This window comes from Streptomyces sp. L500 (assembly GCF_054551825.1).
In genome coordinates this window covers 99,120-115,587 of the sequence record NZ_JBTOLC010000006.1, presented here as the reverse complement: position 1 = coordinate 115,587, position 16,468 = coordinate 99,120, and the positions used below count along the sequence as shown (strand labels likewise).

General features: G+C 73.8%; 13 protein-coding genes. 9 read left to right on the top strand and 4 right to left on the bottom strand.

The genetic code is table 11. The features are described 5' to 3' along the window. Positions 1-2: 2 nt before the first annotated feature. A complete protein-coding gene (locus ACX9I7_RS09170; protein WP_459387020.1) occupies positions 3-2,372 on the bottom strand; it encodes an FHA domain-containing protein in 2,370 nt (789 codons plus the stop codon). 107 nt (positions 2,373-2,479) lie between these two features. On the opposite strand from ACX9I7_RS09170, the gene ACX9I7_RS09165 reads away from it, so the two are divergent. Continuing rightward, positions 2,480-2,920, top strand: coding sequence for a gamma-glutamylcyclotransferase family protein (locus ACX9I7_RS09165; RefSeq protein WP_459387019.1), 441 nt, complete (start codon positions 2,480-2,482; stop codon positions 2,918-2,920). A 369-nt stretch (positions 2,921-3,289) separates the two neighbouring features. Beyond that, positions 3,290-5,041, top strand: coding sequence for a M4 family metallopeptidase (locus tag ACX9I7_RS09160; protein WP_459387073.1), 1,752 nt, complete (start codon positions 3,290-3,292; stop codon positions 5,039-5,041). A gap of 265 nt (positions 5,042-5,306) precedes the next feature. Here the strand turns inward: ACX9I7_RS09160 and ACX9I7_RS09155 are convergent, their stop codons facing one another. Then, on the bottom strand, positions 5,307-6,554 hold the full coding sequence (locus ACX9I7_RS09155; protein ID WP_459387018.1) for a streptophobe family protein: 1,248 nt from the start codon (positions 6,552-6,554) through the stop codon (positions 5,307-5,309). Positions 6,555-6,736: 182 nt separating this feature from the next. Between ACX9I7_RS09155 and ACX9I7_RS09150 the strand changes: the two genes are divergently transcribed. Together ACX9I7_RS09150 and ACX9I7_RS09145 are read left to right on the top strand one after the other, a co-directional pair. Then, positions 6,737-7,969, top strand: coding sequence for a DUF6777 domain-containing protein (locus ACX9I7_RS09150; RefSeq protein ID WP_459387017.1), 1,233 nt, complete (start codon positions 6,737-6,739; stop codon positions 7,967-7,969). Continuing rightward, positions 7,969-8,721 (top strand): DUF998 domain-containing protein, encoded by a 753-nt coding sequence (locus ACX9I7_RS09145; RefSeq protein ID WP_459387016.1) that lies wholly within the window; start codon positions 7,969-7,971, stop codon positions 8,719-8,721. The genes ACX9I7_RS09150 and ACX9I7_RS09145 overlap by 1 nt, the downstream gene beginning before the upstream one ends. Here ACX9I7_RS09145 and ACX9I7_RS09140 read toward each other — a convergent pair. Next, a complete protein-coding gene (locus tag ACX9I7_RS09140; protein ID WP_459387015.1) occupies positions 8,670-10,241 on the bottom strand; it encodes a hypothetical protein in 1,572 nt (523 codons plus the stop codon). The genes ACX9I7_RS09145 and ACX9I7_RS09140 overlap by 52 nt on opposite strands. 186 nt (positions 10,242-10,427) lie before the next feature. Between ACX9I7_RS09140 and ACX9I7_RS09135 the strand changes: the two genes are divergently transcribed. From ACX9I7_RS09135 to ACX9I7_RS09115, 5 genes are all read left to right on the top strand, one after another. After that, complete coding sequence (locus ACX9I7_RS09135; RefSeq protein WP_387572463.1) at positions 10,428-11,459, top strand: SDR family oxidoreductase; 1,032 nt, start codon at positions 10,428-10,430, stop codon at positions 11,457-11,459. Further along, positions 11,449-12,048, top strand: coding sequence for a TIGR03086 family metal-binding protein (locus tag ACX9I7_RS09130; protein ID WP_387572460.1), 600 nt, complete (start codon positions 11,449-11,451; stop codon positions 12,046-12,048). Before ACX9I7_RS09135 ends, ACX9I7_RS09130 begins: the two co-directional genes overlap by 11 nt. A gap of 76 nt (positions 12,049-12,124) precedes the next feature. Next, the gene (locus ACX9I7_RS09125; RefSeq protein WP_459387014.1) at positions 12,125-12,955 is read left to right on the top strand and encodes a serine/threonine protein kinase; all 831 of its coding nucleotides are present in this window, start codon (positions 12,125-12,127) and stop codon (positions 12,953-12,955) included. Continuing rightward, complete coding sequence (locus ACX9I7_RS09120) at positions 12,952-14,352, top strand: serine/threonine-protein kinase (RefSeq protein ID WP_459387013.1); 1,401 nt, start codon at positions 12,952-12,954, stop codon at positions 14,350-14,352. The genes ACX9I7_RS09125 and ACX9I7_RS09120 overlap by 4 nt, the downstream gene beginning before the upstream one ends. Before the next feature lie 140 nt (positions 14,353-14,492). Beyond that, on the top strand, positions 14,493-15,467 hold the full coding sequence (locus ACX9I7_RS09115; RefSeq protein ID WP_189450343.1) for an alpha/beta hydrolase-fold protein: 975 nt from the start codon (positions 14,493-14,495) through the stop codon (positions 15,465-15,467). Positions 15,468-15,511: 44 nt separating this feature from the next. Here ACX9I7_RS09115 and ACX9I7_RS09110 read toward each other — a convergent pair whose 3' ends face one another. Continuing rightward, positions 15,512-16,468 (bottom strand): LLM class F420-dependent oxidoreductase, encoded by a 957-nt coding sequence (locus ACX9I7_RS09110; RefSeq protein ID WP_459387012.1) that lies wholly within the window; start codon positions 16,466-16,468, stop codon positions 15,512-15,514.

Here is a 16,468-nt window from a genome sequence, read left to right as displayed (position 1 = left end):
CGTCACTTCCGCATGACCGCAGGCTCGTGGCGGCGCAGCAGCCGGGCGACCAGGAACGCGAAGACCAAGGACAGCACCACCATCATGCCCATGTCGAGCAGCCACGTGCCGACGGCGTGCCGGAAGAGCGGGTCGGCCCCGCTCCCGCCCTTCGGCGGGAGCTGGCCGGACTCGGGCGGGATATGGGTGAAGTCGATGGTCGAGTTCATCGCGGCCAGCGCCCAGCGCGACGGCACCAGCCAGGAGAGCTGCTCCAGCACCAGCCTGCCGTTGAGCTCGATCATCCCGCCGCAGAAGACGACCTGGACGAGGGTGATGAGCACCAGCAGCGGCATGGTGACCTCCTCCCTGCGCACCAGCGCCGACACCAGCAGGCCCAGCAGCATGGAGGTGAACGACAGCAGCGCCAGGGCGAGCGTCATCTCCAGCAGCGGCGGCATGAGCACGCCCTGCCCCTTCGGGGCACGGGTGTCCACCCCGCCCAGCCCCACCACGCCCAGGACGATCGCCTGCGCCACCGTGATCACGCCCAGCACCAGGATCTTCGACATCACATACGCGGACCGGGACAGCCCGACGGCACGCTCCCGCCGGTAGATGACGCGTTCCTTGACGAGTTCGCGCACGGCGTTGGCCGCGCCCGTCAGCACGCCTCCCACGCAGAGGATCAGCAGCACGGTGTTGGCCTTGTCGGCGGAGGCGAAGCGGGTGCCGGAGGACAGCCGGGCCATGGCGCCGGTGAGGAAGGGCAGCGCGACCATGATGATGAGGAAGGTCCGGTCGGTGCTGAGCGCCATCACATAGCGGCGCATCAGGGTCCACAGCTGGGCGCCCCAGGTCTGCGCCTTGGCCGGCGCGGGGGCCGCCTCCGGCGCGGGCGGCGCGCCCAGGCGCGGCTGGTCGGTGGCGGAGGCGATGTACTGCCGGTGGTGGGCCGAGGAGCGGTACTCGCCCGCCCAGTCCCGGTCCCTGTCGTTCTCGAACGCCTCGAAGGCCTCGGGCCACTGGCCGAAGCCGAAGAATCCGGGCATGTCCCCGGGCGGCCCGTAGTAGGCGGTGCGCCCGCCGGGGGCGAGGAACAGCAGCCGGTCGCAGACGTCCAGGCTGAGCACGCTGTGGGTGACGACGATGACGGTGCGGCCGTCGTCGGCGAGGCCGCGCAGCATGTTCATCACCGAGCGGTCCATGCCCGGGTCGAGGCCGGAGGTCGGCTCGTCGAGGAAGAGCAGTGAGGGCTTCGTCAGCAGCTCCAGCGCCACGCTGACGCGTTTGCGCTGGCCGCCGGAGAGGCTGTGGATGGGCTGGTCGGCGCGCTGCTCCAGGCCCAGTTCGCCGATGACCTCCTCGACCCGGGCCCGGCGTTCGGCCTTGGCGGTGTCGCCGGGGAAGCGCAGCTCGGCGGCGTAGTTCAGGGCCCGGCGCACGGTCAGCTGGGTGTGGAGGATGTCGTCCTGGGGGACGAGCCCGATGCGGGCCCGCAGCTCGGCGTAGTCCCGGTAGAGGTCGCGGCCGTCGTAGAGGACGGTGCCCCGGTCGGCGGGGCGCAGCCCGGTGAGGGCGTTGAGGAGGGTCGACTTCCCGGCGCCGCTGGGGCCGACGACGGCGAGCAGGGTCTTGGCGCCGACGGGGAAGGAGACGTCGTCCAGCAGGGTCTTGCGGCCCTCGTCGACCTGGACGGAGAGGTCCTGCACGTCGAGCGAGACCTCGCCGGTGTCGACGTACTCCTGGAGCTGGTCGCCGACCAGGCTGAACGCGGAGTGGCCGATGCCGATGATGTCGCCGGGCCCGACGAGGGCGCGGTGCACCGGGTGGCCGTTGAGGTAGGTGCCGTTGTGGCTGCCGAGGTCGACGATCTCGTAGTCGCCGTCGGCCAGCGCGCGCAGCTCGGCGTGGGTCCGGGAGACGATCAGGTCGTCGAGGACGAGGTCGTTGTCGGCGGCGCGGCCGATCCGTACGGTGCGGGTGGGCAGGGGGCGTACGGAGGTGGGCTGCCGGAAGGTGCTGGTGCCCGAGGGGTGGGAGACGGCGGAGGGCCGGTCGGCGGCGCGCTGCAGGGCCTCGGTGACGTGGACGGCGGGCCCGTCGGAGGGGTTGCCGAAGCGGACGACGCTGCCGGGGCCCACGTCGAGCGAGGCCACGCGATGGCCCTCGGCGTAGGTGCCGTTGGTGCTGCCGGTGTCCTCGAGCGTCCAGTGGTCCGCGACGGCGCGCAGGACCGCGTGGTGCCACGAGACGCGCCCGTCGTGCAGCACGATGTCGCTGAGGGGGTCGCGCCCCACGTGGTAGACCCTGTCGGGGCTCATCACCCGCGAGCCGCCGTCGGCCTCGACGACGAGCTCGGGCGCGGAGGGCGCGACCGACCGCTCTCCCATGGGTCCAGGCTACGGCCGACCGTCGCCGCCCGCCTTCCGGCGGTGGCGGACGGGGGCAAGGGGAGACGGATGGCCGGGGGACGGCCGGGGAAGGGAGCGCGGGAGCGGTGGCGGAGGAATCCGGAGGGCTGCCCGTCTTCGTCTACGGGACGTTGCGTCCCGGGCGGCACAATCACGACCGCTTCCTGCGCGGCCGGACGGTCGCGGAGGAACCCGCGCGGCTGCGGGGCGCGGTGCTGTACGAGGGGCCGGGCTATCCGTACGCGGTGGCGGAGGCGGAGGGCGAGATCCGCGGTGAGCTGATCACCGTGGCGCCGGGGGAGTACATCCAAGTGCTGGCCGCGCTCGACGCGCTGGAGGACTACGTGCCGGGCGATCCCCTCAATCTCTACGAGCGCGTGGTGGGAGACGTGCTGGTGGAGGGCGGCGGTCCGGTACGGGGGTGGGTGTATCTCGCGGCGGACCGGGTGGCGCGCCGGCTGCGGGCGTCGGGAACCAGGGTGCCGGGCGGCGACTGGCGGGGTGGCGGCGGGCCCCGTCTCACATAGTGATCAGTTGGCCAACGGCGGCAACCTTTCGGCGCGTTGCCGCATCCTTCCCCATAAGTCGACAGGAAGTTGCGCTGTCGTAACGGTGTGTTGGGTATTTGTAAACGATAGATCAACTGTTCGGACAAGAAGCCTCTTCGCTCTTTTCATGGGCATGCCAATGGGTGCATGGTCATCCACGGGACCTGGACCAGGGGTCCCCGTGGTGCGGCAGAACCGGCACCGCGTGCACGCAGGCGGTCCGGTCACCCGAACCGCCCTCATGGCAAAGGGCGCTGAAACGTGCGTACATCCCCCACGAACCTCATATCGGCCTCGACCGGCAGACGCGCGCTGACCATCGCCGTCACGGTCGCCGCCGCGGCGACCATGGCCGGCACGGCCGCGGCCGACACCCTCCCCTCCCGCTCCGCGGTCAAGGCCCCGGCCGCGACCGCCGCGGCCGGCGGTGTCCAGGCGGACGTCGTCAAGGCCGCGCGGAGCGCCGCCGTCGCGAACGCGGCGGCCACCGGCGTCACTTCGGCGGACACGCTGACCGCCAAGGACGTCCTCACCGACCCCGAAGGGAAGCGGCACGTCCGCTTCGAGCGGTCGCAGCACGGCGTCGCCGTCATCGGTGGCGACCTGGTCGTCCACCTGGACGCGAAGAACTCCTACCTGGGCGTGACCCGTTCGGCCAACCGCCAGGTCACCGTCCCCAGCGTCACTCCCAAGCTGAGCGCCTCCGACGCCGCCGCCAAGGCCGCCGCGTCGGCCGACGGCACCGCCGCCGGCAAGCCCGAGCTGGTGGTGGACGCCCGCGCCGAGGCGGCCGTCCTCGCCTACCGGGTGACCGTCACCGGCACCCCGAAGACCGAGGAGGGCGCCGCCCACTCGGTGCTCGTCGACGCCGCGTCCGGCAAGGTCATCAGCAAGACGCCGCTCTCCGACGCGTTCATCTCGCCCGCCCTGAAGGCGAAGCTGCGCGAGCAGGGCGCCCAGGCCACGCCGCGCGCCAACACCAAGCCCCTGCCCGGGCCGGTCAAGCCCGCCGCGGGCGCCTTCCCGGCGCAGGCCACCGGCAGCGGCTCCTCGATCTTCGTCGGCAACGTGCCGCTGATCACGACGCAGACGGCCACGAGCTCCTTCACCTTGAAGGACCCCAGCCGCGGCAACGCCGAGACCCGCAACGCGGGCCGGCAGCAGCTGGGCACCTTCAGCAGCGGCAAGGCCTTCACCGACAGCGACAACAAGTGGGGCAACGGCACCACGTCGGACTCCGCCAGCGCCGCGGTGGACGCCCAGTACGGCATCACCGCCACGTTCGACTACTACAAGAAGACGTTCGCCCGGAACGGCATCAAGAACGACGGCGTCGGCCCGCACGCCCTCGTCCACTTCGGCAGCAACGTCGGCAACGCCTTCTGGTCCCCCGACTGCGGCTGCATGCTCTACGGCGACGGCGACGGAAAAACGTTCAAGCAGCCGCTGGTCGCCCTGGACGTCACCGGCCACGAGCTGACCCACGGCGTCGTCGAGGCCACCGCGAACTTCCAGCCCACCCGCGTCGACGACGACCAGAATCAGTTCGGCGAGGCGGGCTCGCTCAACGAGTCCTTCGCCGACATCTTCGGCACCGGCGTGGAGTTCGCCACCAACAACCCGGCCAACCCGCCGAACTACCTCCTCGGCGAGAAGCTCGGCCTCCAGCAGACCTTCCTGCGCCGCCTCGACAAGCCGTCGCTGGACAAGCTCGAGGGCACGGTCGACTACTGGGACGAGGGCTCCTACGACCGCGAGGTCCACGCGGGCTCCGGCGTCTCCTCGCACGCCTTCTACCTGCTGGCCGAGGGCAGCGGCAAGAAGACGATCGGCGGTTTCTCGTACGACTCGCCGACCTACGACGGCTCCACGGTGACCGGCATCGGCCGCGCCAAGGCCGAGCAGATCTTCTACCGCGCCCTGAGCCGCTACCTGGTCTCCACCAGCGACTTCCACGACGCCCGCAAGGCCACCCTGCAGGCGGCCGCGGACATCTACGGCCAGGACGGCGCGGAGTACAAGGCCGTCGACGCCGCGTGGGCGGGCGTGAACGTCACCGAGGCGAACACGCCCTCGGTGAACGCCAATCTCAAGCGCTGACGCCGGCGCCTCCGGCGCCGGCTGAACGAACGGTGCGGCGCGTGACGCGTCAGGGGTGACGTCACGCGCCGGGCGCCGACCGGGCACCCCGGTCGGCCCGGGTCGTGGGGCCGTGGCCGACGGGAGACCGCCGGGCACGGCCCCACGTGCATGGCCGGGCGGGATGCCCGCCCGGCGGGCCGGCCGGAGGCCGGTGGGTCCGCCTCGCCGGGCCGGACTCGTCCCGCCGGCCCGGGGGGTGTCGTGCCGGACCGCCAGCCCGGCCTCAGCCCGCCCCCGTGGTTTCCTCGCGGCGCCGCAGGTATCCGACGAGCACCCCGCCCAGGAATCCCGCCACCAGCCCCCACAGCAACCCCAGCCCCACCAGCGGCAACAGCCGCGCGTCGAGGGACACCTCGCCGCCGAAGTCGCCCAGGTCACCGATGCCCAGCAAGGACAGGCCGTAGCGGGCTGAGACGCGGGTGAGCAGCCCGATCACCAGCAAGGCCAGCGCCAGCGCCACCGCGAGGCGGACCGCGAGCCGCCAGGGACTCGTCCCGGCGGGGGAGCGCACGGCCGTGAGGAAGCCCGCCGCCAGGAGGGCGAGGGCGGCCAGCAGGGCCAGCAGCCAGGCCCGTCCGTCATGGGCGGAGAGCGAGGACAGGTCGACCGTCGCGGTCCCCTCGTCGCCCTCCCGCAGGACCGCCGCGAGCGCCTGCGGCATCGGCAGCCCGATCCCGTCCGGGACCCGCCCCTCCCACGCGCCGCCCAGCCCGATCCCGAGCCCCATCCAGGCGAGATTGGGCAGCCCCAGCAGCAGGACCGCGAACGTCCGGTCCGCGTGCCCCCGCGTGGCGGCCACCACCAGCCCCGCGAACAGGCCGAGCACCACATAGCCCAGCAGCAGCACCAGCACCGCGAACGCCGCCGGGCGGACGGAGTCCTGGAAACGCAGCAGCCGCGAGGGCAGCGGCGTCCTCCGGGACGCGGCCGTCGCCACGACCAGCAGGACCAGCAGCCACAGCAGCCCGTAGCCGACCGTCGGCCCGGCCGCGGCGCGGAAGCCGACCGTGGGCGTCACTCCCAGCGCCGCGCCGAGCTCGTCGAGGATGTCCTCATCCAGGCGGATGCGGAACGTGTGCCGGGCCGCCCGCGCGACGAGCAGCAGCGCCACCACCCAGACCACGGCCGTACGGGCGGCCCGGCCGAGGAACGCGGTTCCGCTCGCCACCGCGTGATGGCGCATCGGCAGCAGGAAGACCACCGCGAGCGCCAGGGCCCCGGCGAGGGTCACCGACAGCGGTACGACGGCCAGCCCCGCGCCCGTACGGCCGATGAAGCCGGCGCCGCCCGACAGTTCGACGGTCCCGCCGACGGCGCTGACGACGGTGGCCGCGATCACGGGGGCCAGCGCGTCGGCCCCCAGCGCCCCGGCCCCGGCGGCCCACAGGCCGAGCGCGGCGACCGCGACCATGGCGGCCAGCCCGGCGGCCACGGCCGCGAGGGCGTCCCCCCAGGCACGCAGCTCGCTCATGCCGCCAACGTAAGCCAGCGGCGATCGCACCACCCGTCCGGGCGCGCGGGCGGGCTAACGCTGTCCGGGAGCGACTCGGGAGCAACCCGTACGCCCGCTTGCGGGGCCCATGGGTCTGATACACACAATGTGCGCAGGGGTGGTGAAAAGGAATAAAAAACCTCCACTGAGGAGTCAGGGACGTGTCGTCCGAGCCACCGTCAGCCAACCGCCCCTCCGGCCCGCCGTCCGGCCCCCTGTCGGGCCGGGGCTCCCAGCCGCCGGACCGCCCGGCGGGCGAGCCGGAGCAGACCCGGCCCGACTGGTCGGCACCCCGCCCCGAGACCCCCGGCGGCCCCGCCGGACCGGGCGGTCCCGGCGGCCCCGCCGGACCGGGCGGTCCCGGCGGCCCGCCCGCCCCGCCCGCCGGCGGGCGGGGCACCCCCGGGGGCACCCCGGGCGAGGGCCCCGGCGGAGGCGCGCGCCGGTGGCGGTCGAAGAAGGCGCTCGTCCCGCTCGCCGCCCTGGTCGTCGCCGCCGCGCTCGCGGTCTTCTTCCTCCGCCAGGGCTCCGGCGGCGCCGGCGAGGTGTACCTCCAGGCCGCGTCGGCGGGCGGCAGGGATCCGTTCACCCAGTCGACGGCCAAGGACTACGGCGCGTCGGCGTCGTCCCACCCCGTCGTCCCGGCCGGTACGGGCGGCAACGGCGGCACCCGGAGCGTCAAGGGCGACACCCGGGGCCTCTACGGCGGGTCTCGGCACAACGCCAGCTGCGACGTGGAGCGCCAGGTCGGCTACCTGACCCAGGACCAGGCCAAGGGCCGTGCCTTCGCGGGCGCCGCCGGCATTGAGCAGAACGGCCTCGCCGCCTATCTGCGCGGCCTGACCCCCCTGCAGCTGCGCGCCGACACCCGGGTCACCAACCACGGCTTCAAGGACGGCTCCGTCACCAGCTACCAGTCCGTCCTCCAGGCCGGCACCGCCGTGCTCGTCGACGACCGGGGCATGCCCCGGGTGCGCTGCGCCTGCGGCAACCCGCTGAGCCCGCCGGTCGCCGCCAAGGGCACCCCGACGGCCAAGGGCGATTCCTGGCCCCTGTACAAGGCCTCCGACGTCGTGGCGGTCACCCCCGCCGACTCCGTCCTCGAGTACTTCGTCGTCTACGACCCCGACACCGGCGAGTGGTTCGAACGGCCCGTGGGCACCGACGGCGAGGACGACCGCTCCACCTCGGCCCCCAAGGGCGGGGTGACGATGAGCCCCAAGCCGAACCCGTCGCAGGGCGGCGGCGGGCAGCAGTCCCCGCCGGCACCCCCGCCCCCGCCCAAGTCGCCGCCCACCACCGTGCCGCCGCCCACCACGCCCTACGTCACCACGCCGCCCGGGCAGCCGCCGGCGCCCCCGGCGTACGGCCCGCCCCCGGTCCGCCCGCGCTGATGCCCCGTCCGACGCGTGACCCGCGCACCGCGCGAGCGGTGTGGGCCCCGCTGCTGCTGGCCACGGCGGCCGTGGTATACAACGACTGGGTGCTGGAGTTCCTCCTGCCCACCGGCCTGGACCCCCGGCACTCCTACGTCAGCGAGCTCTACGCCGCCGACCAGCGCTTCCACGGGCTCTTCGGCGGCATCGAGCTCCTGGCCGCCGCCCTGGTGGTCGCGGGGGCGCTGCTGGCGCGGGGCCGGTCGCCGGGCCGCTGGGAGGAGGCGGGCTGGTGGTCGCTGGTGGCCTTCGGCGCGGCCTCCGTGGCCGACGTCGCCGTCCCGATGCGCTGCGCCCCCTCGGTGGAGAGCCTCTGCGAGGCCGTCAACCCCTGGCACACCACCACCAGCGCGCTGGTGCACCTGGCGCTGTTCGCCTCGATGGCCCTGCTGCTGACCTCGGCGGCGCTCGGCGCCCCGCCCCGCCCCGCCGTCCGCCGCTGGGGCCCGTGGGTGCTGGGCACCGCCATGACGACGGCGCTGGCCACGGTGGGGCCGCTGTTCGGGCGGCCGGGCTGGCACGGGGTGCCCCAGCGGGCGCATCTGCTGCTCGTCGGCGTGTGGTTCGGCCTGCTCGCCGCGGCCCTGCGCGCGGAGGCCCGGCCGCGGCCGGGCACGGCACGGCCGCCCGGCCGCCCGGCCCCCCGGGGCGTCACCCCTCAGCCGGTCGGCCCGTACACGTGCAGCGCGCCGGAGAACGACGGCAGGTAGACGCGGCCGTTGGCCACGGTCGGCGGGACGAACTTGGCGAACTTGCCGACGTCGTCCCGGGCGGCGTTCATCCTGCTGTGCCACACCTCGTCGGTGAGGTCGCGGGCCCGGTAGGCCCGCAGGACGCCGTCCACGACGGCCTGGTTGGCGTTCTCCCGCCAGGGGTGGGACGCCCACACCAGGCCCGAGTCCGGGTCCCGGCCGGCGGAGGATACGGACAGCATCCCGCCGGGCATGCCGGGGGAGCCGCCCGGCACGCCCGTGGGGTCGGTGGTGGTGCTCGTCGACACGGGGGACTCATCGAGGCGCCCGCCGGAGAAGCGGTAGGCGCGCAGGAAGGCGTTCTCCGGCCAGACGTAGCACCAGGGGCCGCCGGGGAAGTCCCAGTAGACCGGCCCGCCGTGGATGTGGTGGCTGTTCGCGTCGGGTGGGACCACGTAGAAGCTCTGCGGGATCTGGCTGTCGGAACCGGCGTGGAAGTGCCCCAGGGCGTCCCTGTCCAGCAGATAGAACTTGCCCTCCTTGCCCCCGCCCAGCAGCAGCCGGGTGCCGGGGATCAGCAGCGGCCCGGCCGAGCCCAGGTCGGCGTCGGCCGCGTCCAGCGCGGCGTTGTCGAACGGCGAGAACCAGTCGGCGCGCGTCAGGTCCGGGCGGAGCTTGACGACGCTGTCGCCCAGCTCCGAGCCGTCGGGGCGGAAGCCGCCGTTGCCGGTCATGAAGTACAGGCACCCCGCCTCGTCCACGGCGAGCCCCTGCCCGGCCTGCCAGACGCCGCCCAGCCCGGTGCCGGGCGTGGTGACGTACACCCCCGTGCGGCGCAGCGTGAGCGCGTCGAAGCCGAACACCCAGCCGTGGTACGGGCTGCGGTCGCCGTAGGCGGCGAAGGCGGCGTACACCGTGCCGTTCGCCAGGGTGAGCGCCGAGCGCTGGATCTGTCGGCTGCTGGTGAACGCGAGCCGCCCGCCCACGCTGCCGTCGCCCGTCCCCGGCACGGTCGCCTCGACGCGCACGGGCCCGCCGGGGACGGGCCGCCCGGTGCGGGTGTCGAGGGCGTGCAGCGTGTGGTGGTGGCCGTCCGCCTCCTTGGTGAAGGCCAGCACGTAGAGCACCTGGCGCGCGGCGTCGATGACGGGGGTGCTCACCACGCCGACCTCGACCGCGATGTCGCGGTAGTGCGGCGGGCCGATCTCCGGGTCGGGCAGCGGGCAGGGCGGGCCGAGCGAGGTGCGCCACAGCGGGGCGGAGGCGGCGGGGTCGACGGCGTCGAAGGCGTAGACGCTGTTGTGCATCGTCGCCACGTAGACCACGTCGCGCGGGCCCCGGCCCGGCAGCTCCACGCCGGGGAGGACCAGCGGCTGGGCGTACACATGGCCGTCGACCGCGCGGCTGAAGAGCCGGCCGAAGGTGGCGGGGGTGACGTTGCCCGGCCGGAGCATCGTCTCGAAGGCGTTGAGGCCGGTGCGCCGGTTGTCGTTGTGCTGCGTGGTGACCGCCACCGGAACGTTCGCTGTCCGCTGCATGGCGCTCCCCGTCCCCCGGCGGCCCGGATTCCAGGGTGAGCGGTGACGACACGGGTCACAATCACCGGAACGGGTGAAAGTAAGTGATAACCCTCTTACCGGGCCTTCTGTTTATGGGTCACCGTTGAGGCGCCCTGTTTACGGGTCCTGTTTACGGGTCACCGGTCCGGGTACCCGGCTCCGGTGATGAAGAGAAACCAGCCGAGCGTCGTCGTGGTGACCGGGGCGAGCGGCGGCGTGGGCCGGGCCACCGCCCGGGCCTTCGCCGCGTGCGGCGCGAGCGTGGCGCTGCTCGCCCGCGGCCGCAAGGGGCTGGACGCCGCCGCCGAGGAGGTCCTGCGGGCCGGCGGCGCCGCGCTGCCGCTGTCCGTGGACATGGCCGACCACCGGGCCGTCACCGAGGCCGCCGACCGGATCGAGGAGGTCTTCGGCCCGGTCGACGTCTGGGTCAACAACGCCTTCACCGGCGTCTTCGCCCCGTTCGTCGAGATCGAGCCCGACGAGTTCCGGCGCGTCACCGAAGTCACCTATCTGGGCTATGTGTACGGCACCCACGCCGCGCTGACCCGGATGCTCCCGCGCGACCACGGCACCATCGTCCAGGTCGGCTCGGCGCTGGCCTACCGGGGCATCCCGCTCCAGTCCGCCTACTGCGGCGCCAAGCACGCCATCCAGGGCTGGAACGAGTCCCTGCGCTGCGAACTCCTCCACCAGGGCAGCAAGGTCCGCACCACCATGGTCCAGCTCCCCGCCGTGAACACCCCGCAGTTCGGCTGGGTGCTCAACCGGATGCCCCGCCGCCCCCGGCCCGTGGCGCCCGTCTACGAGCCCGAGCTCGCCGCCCGCGCCATCCTGTTCGCGGCCGCCCACCCGCGCCGCCGCGAGTACTGGGTGGGCGCGAGCACGGTGGCCACCCTCCTCGCCAACGCCGTCGCCCCCGGCCTGCTCGACCGCTACCTCGCCCGGACCGGCTACGACGCCCAGCAGCGCCCGGAACCGGCACCCCCGCTGCCCGAGGTGAACCTGTGGCACCCGGTCGACGGGGACGGCGGCCACGACCACGGCGCCCACGGCGAATTCGGCATGGGCGCCCGGTCGCACGGCCCGCAGCTGTGGCTCTCCGAACACCGGGGCGCCCTGGCGGCCGGCGCGGCGTTCGTCGCCGCCGCGTTCGCCGCGACCCGCATGCGGGCGGACCATGGGTGGCATGAGCGCTGACCCGACCCCCACCGAATCGCGGCGCAGGACCGTGCGCGCCCGGCACGCGGAGGCACTGGACCTCTTCACCGACCGGGTGCGCGCCGTCCGCCCCGACCAGTGGACGGCGCCCACCCCCTGCACCGAGTGGACCGTCCGCGACCTGGTCAACCACCTCACCGTCGAACAGCTGTGGGTACCGCCCCTGCTGGACGGCAAGGGCATCGCGGACGTGGGCGACGCCTTCGACGGCGACCAGCTGGGCGACGACCCCGTCGCCGCCTGGGAACGGGCGGCCGGAGCCGCCCGCGAGGCGTTCGCCGCCCGGGGCGCCCTCACCGGGACGGTCGAGCTGTCCTACGGACGCACCGCCACCCACGCCTACTGCGCCCAGATGATCGCCGACCTGGTCGTCCACGCGTGGGACCTCTCCCGGGCCATCGGCGCGGACGAACACCCCTCCAAGGCCCTGGTCGACTTCACCCGCCACGAGGTGGAGCCGTACGCCGGCGCGCTCTCCGGCTCGGGCCTGTTCGCCCCGGCGGTGGAACCGCCGCCGGACGCCGACTCCTGGCAGCGGCTGCTGGCGCTACTGGGGCGACAGCCCTGACCTCGTGACCGGACGCGGGATCGGTAATGTTCACTCCTGTGTGACAGCTGTTGACGGGGTGTAAGGAGGGGGCGGAGTGAGCGGGATAGTCGTCCATCTGCCACAGGGAAGCGGTAACCGTCCGCCGGACGGGAGCGGCGGCGCCGACGGGGAGCCGTACGGCGACGCGGTCACGCTCCGGCTCGGCCCGGGGGAGGTGGCCCGCTTCGGTCGGGGCTCCGCGACGACCCCCGTCGAGCTCCGCCTCGTCGACGAGGCGATCTCCCGGCTGGCGGGGGAGATCCGGGTGACCGACGACCACTGGCAGCTCAGCAATCACAGCGCGACCCAGAGCTATCTGGTGGAGAACCCCGAAGGGGCGGGCGAGTACCTGAGAGTGCCGCCGCGACGGGCCGGGGCACCCATCCCCTTCGAGTTCTCCAGGGTCGTCCTGCCCACCCGCGGCGGCAGCACGGTCGCCTTCCAGGTGTACGCGCCCGACCACGTCTACCTGGACCCCGACGGCGCGGGCGGCCCCTGGGAGAACCGCACGGTCACCGCGTACTCCCTGGACGAGACCGCCACCTACTTCCTGGTGCTGGTCGCCCTCTGCGAACCGAGACTGCGCGACGAGTCGCCCGTGGCGGTGCCCACCACCCCGCAGATCGTCGAACGGCTGCGGGGGCACCCCGCCTGCGCCCGGCTGACGGCCCGGGCCGTCAGCTCGCACATCGACTACCTCGCCGAGGAGAAGATGCGGATCGCCGCGCCGGCCGGCGCCGAAACCGGCCGGGGAGCCCGCCGCAACGGCAAACGGGAGGCGATCGTCGGCCTCGCGCTGCGCTTCGGGCTTGTCCGGGAGGAACATCTCGCACTGCTGCCGCCCCGGGCCGGGGCGGGCGCGGCGGCGTGGGAGAGCGCGCCATGACCCACCGGCCGCTCCCGCCCGGCCGGCGCGTCGGCGACTGGGAGGTCACCGCGCCGATCGGGGCCGGCGGCTGGGCCACGGTCTACGCGGGACGACGGGCCGGCCGGGGCGAGGGCACCGCCGACGACGTCGCCCTCAAGATCCTGCCCACCGAGGGCCTCGCACCGCGCCAGGCCCGCAAGGTCGCGGAGACGGCCCGGCGCGAGGTGGAACTCGCCCGACGGGCCCGCCACCCCCGGCTCATACCCCTGCTGGACTCCTTCGTGCTCAGCGAGCCGGACCACCCCTTCCTGGACGGCGCGATCGTGCTCGTCATGGAGCGGGCCGAGCGCAGCCTGCGGGACGCGCTCGAAGACGAGGGCGGGCCGACCGAGGCCGAGGCCGGCCGGATCGTCGCCGGGATCTGCGAGGGCCTGGCCCACCTCCACGCCACCGGCTGGGTGCACGGCGACCTCAAACCGGACAACGTCCTGCTCATGGCCGACGGTTCGGTCAGGCTCTCGGACTTCGGGCTCGCGACGGAACTCACCGGCGACCGGGGCACCCACGGCTACGCGCCCCCCATGGGCACCTTCGACTACCTTCCGCCCGAGCGCTGGAAGGCCCCGCTCGGCGAGCACGGGGTGACGGTCCGGCCCAGCGCCGACATCTGGGCCCTGGGCATCATCATCCACCAGGTGTTCGCCTCCGGAGCCTCGCCGTTCCCCGGCGCCACCCCCGTCTCGCGCGCCGCCGCGACACAGGAGTACGCCGAGGGACGGGCGCCGTTGCGCATGGACGGCGCGGTGCCCCCGTTCTGGCGCGCCCTGGCCGCCGACTGCCTGGCCCCGACGCACTCCGCACGCGCCGCCCACACCGCCGAGAGCCTGCTGGCCCGCATCGAGGCCCGGCAGGACGCCCCACCGGAACGGGCAGGCCCCGGCACCCCGCCGCCGGCGGGACGCCGACGCCTCCGCATCGGAGCCGCCGTCACGGCCGTCGCGGTGTGCGGCGTGGTGGCGGCGGGCTGGTCGTACGCCGTGCGCGACGCCGGATCCGCCCCGCCCGCCGACGCCGGGGGCAACGGCCGGATCCGGGTGTTCAACGTCGAGAAGGCATGCCAGGACCGCCGCGACCGGAACGCGGAGTGCAGCCTCGGCCTGGCGATCGACCCCCAACGGCCGTACACCATCGACAACGTCGTTCCGACCCGGGTGTGGCACGGTGACGTCCTCGCCGTCGACTGTCAGTTGTCCCACGGCGTGCCCATCGTCGACGAGGCGGGCACATGGTCCGCGCAGTGGTACCGCGTCCGCCTCCCGAACGGCTCCGGGCAACCCATCGCCTGGCTCCCGGCCGTGCGCACGAAGGACCGCCCCGGGATCCCCGGCTGCCCGCGCCCCACCCCCGTGCGCTGACCAGGCCGGCGCGGCACCCACCTTCCTACCGGTGAGCGCCGGGCGCCGTCACCCCGGATCGTTCCGGATGCCGCGCCCCGGCACGCCGTCGCTACCTTGCGGGCCGTCGCGTTCTCTCTTCGTTCGACGACCAGGAGGTCATGGTGAGTGAGTACAGCCCTTCCCGCAGGAGCCTGCTGAAGGCCGCGGGCGGTCTCTCCGCGGCGGTGGCGCTCGGCGCCGGAGGCGTCCTCGCGACCGCGTCGGCGGCCCACGCCGTCGGCGACGGCTTCGGGCTGCGCGTCGCGGAACGCGGCGAGAACGACCCCCGCATGTGGTACTACCGCTTCGAGACCGCGGAGATCGGCTGGAAGCCCGCCGTCAACGTCCTGCTCCCCGACGACTACCACACCAGCGGACGCACCTACCCCGTCCTCTACATGCTCCACGGCGGCGGGGGCGACTTCATCGAGTTCGACCGCGCGGGCATCCGCGAGCTGACCGCGGGCAAGCCGATCATCGTCGTGATGCCCGACGGCGGGAAGACGGGCTGGTACTCCAACCCCGTCCGCTCCAACGTCGGACCCCGCAACTGGGAGAACTTCCACATCAACCAGCTGATCCCGTGGATCGACGCGAACTTCCGGACGTTCGCCGAGTACGACGGCCGTGCCATCGGCGGATTCTCGATGGGCGGCTTCGGCGCGCTGAAGTACACGGCCAAGTACTACGGCCACTTCGCCTCGGTGAGCTCCTACTCCGGCCCGGCCAGCCTCCGCCGTGACGGCGGCCTGGTCGTCCACTGGGCGAACACGACGTCCGCCCTGGACCTCGGCGGCGCCACCGTCTACGGCGTGCCGTGGGACCAGCGGAGGGTCAGCGCCGACAACCCGGTCGAGCGCGTCGAGAGCTACCGGAACAAGCGGATCTTCATGGTGGCCGGTACGGCCCCCAAGACCGCCTTCGACTGGCTCAACGAGCCCGAGGTCCTGGCCGGCCAGCGGGAGTTCCGCGGCCTCCTCGACCGGGCCGGCATCCCCTACGAGGCCCACGAGGACGGCGGCGGCCACTTCTTCCGCACGGAGTTCTTCCGCGGCGACCTCGACGGCATCATCGGCCGCCTCCGCAAGGCGTAAGCGGCGGTCCTACGGACGGGCGGGGCCGCCCTGGCAGCCCCGCCCTATCCCGTCAGCCGGGGCAGCACGTTCGCCCGGTAGAAGTCGAAGAAGCCCCGCTGCAGGGGGCCGATCTGCGAGACGTGCACCCGGTCGAACCCGGCGTCGGCGTACGCGCGCAACGCCTCCACATGGGCGTCGACGTCGTCGCCGCACGTGATGGACCCGGCCACGCGCTCACGCGTCACCAGCTCGGTGGCCTGCTCGAAGTGGGCCGGCGTGGGCAGCACCTGGTTGAGCTCGCCCGGCAGCTGCTCCACGGCCCACAGCCGGTGCGCGGTGTCCAGCGCCGCCTCCCGGTCCGGGCCCCAGCACACCTTCAACCCGCCCTGCACCGGTTTCCGGCCGCCGCCCGCGCGCCGGAAGCGGGCCACCGCGTCCTGGTCCGGGGTCATCGTCACCAGCCCGTCGCCGATGCGCCCGGCCATCTCCGTGGCCGCCGGCCCGAACGCCGACACGTCGATGGGCACCGGCGCCTCGGGCAGCGTGTACAGGCGGGCGTTCTCGACGGTGTAGTGCTTGCCCCGGTGGTTGACCTGGCCGCCCTCGAACAGCAGCCGCATCACCTGGACGGCTTCCTCCAGCATCTCCAGCCGCACCGCCGCCGGCGGCCACGGGCCACCGAGGATGTGCTCGTTGAGCGCCTCGCCGCTGCCCACCCCGAGCCGGAAGCGCCCCCGCAGCAGCACCGAGCTCGTGGCCGCCGCCTGCGCCGTCACCACCGGGTTCAGCCGCATCGTCGGGCAGGTCACGGCGGTCTCCACCGGCAGCGACGTGGCCTCGGACACCGCGCCGATGACCGACCACACCAGAGGGCTGTGCCCCTGCTCGCCCGTCCACGGGTGGAAGTGGTCGGAGATCCACAGCGAGGTGAAGCCCGCCTGCTCCGCCATCCGGGCCTGCTCGACCAGGTCCCTGGGGGAGTGCTCCTCACAGGACAGGAAATAGCCGTACTCGGTCAT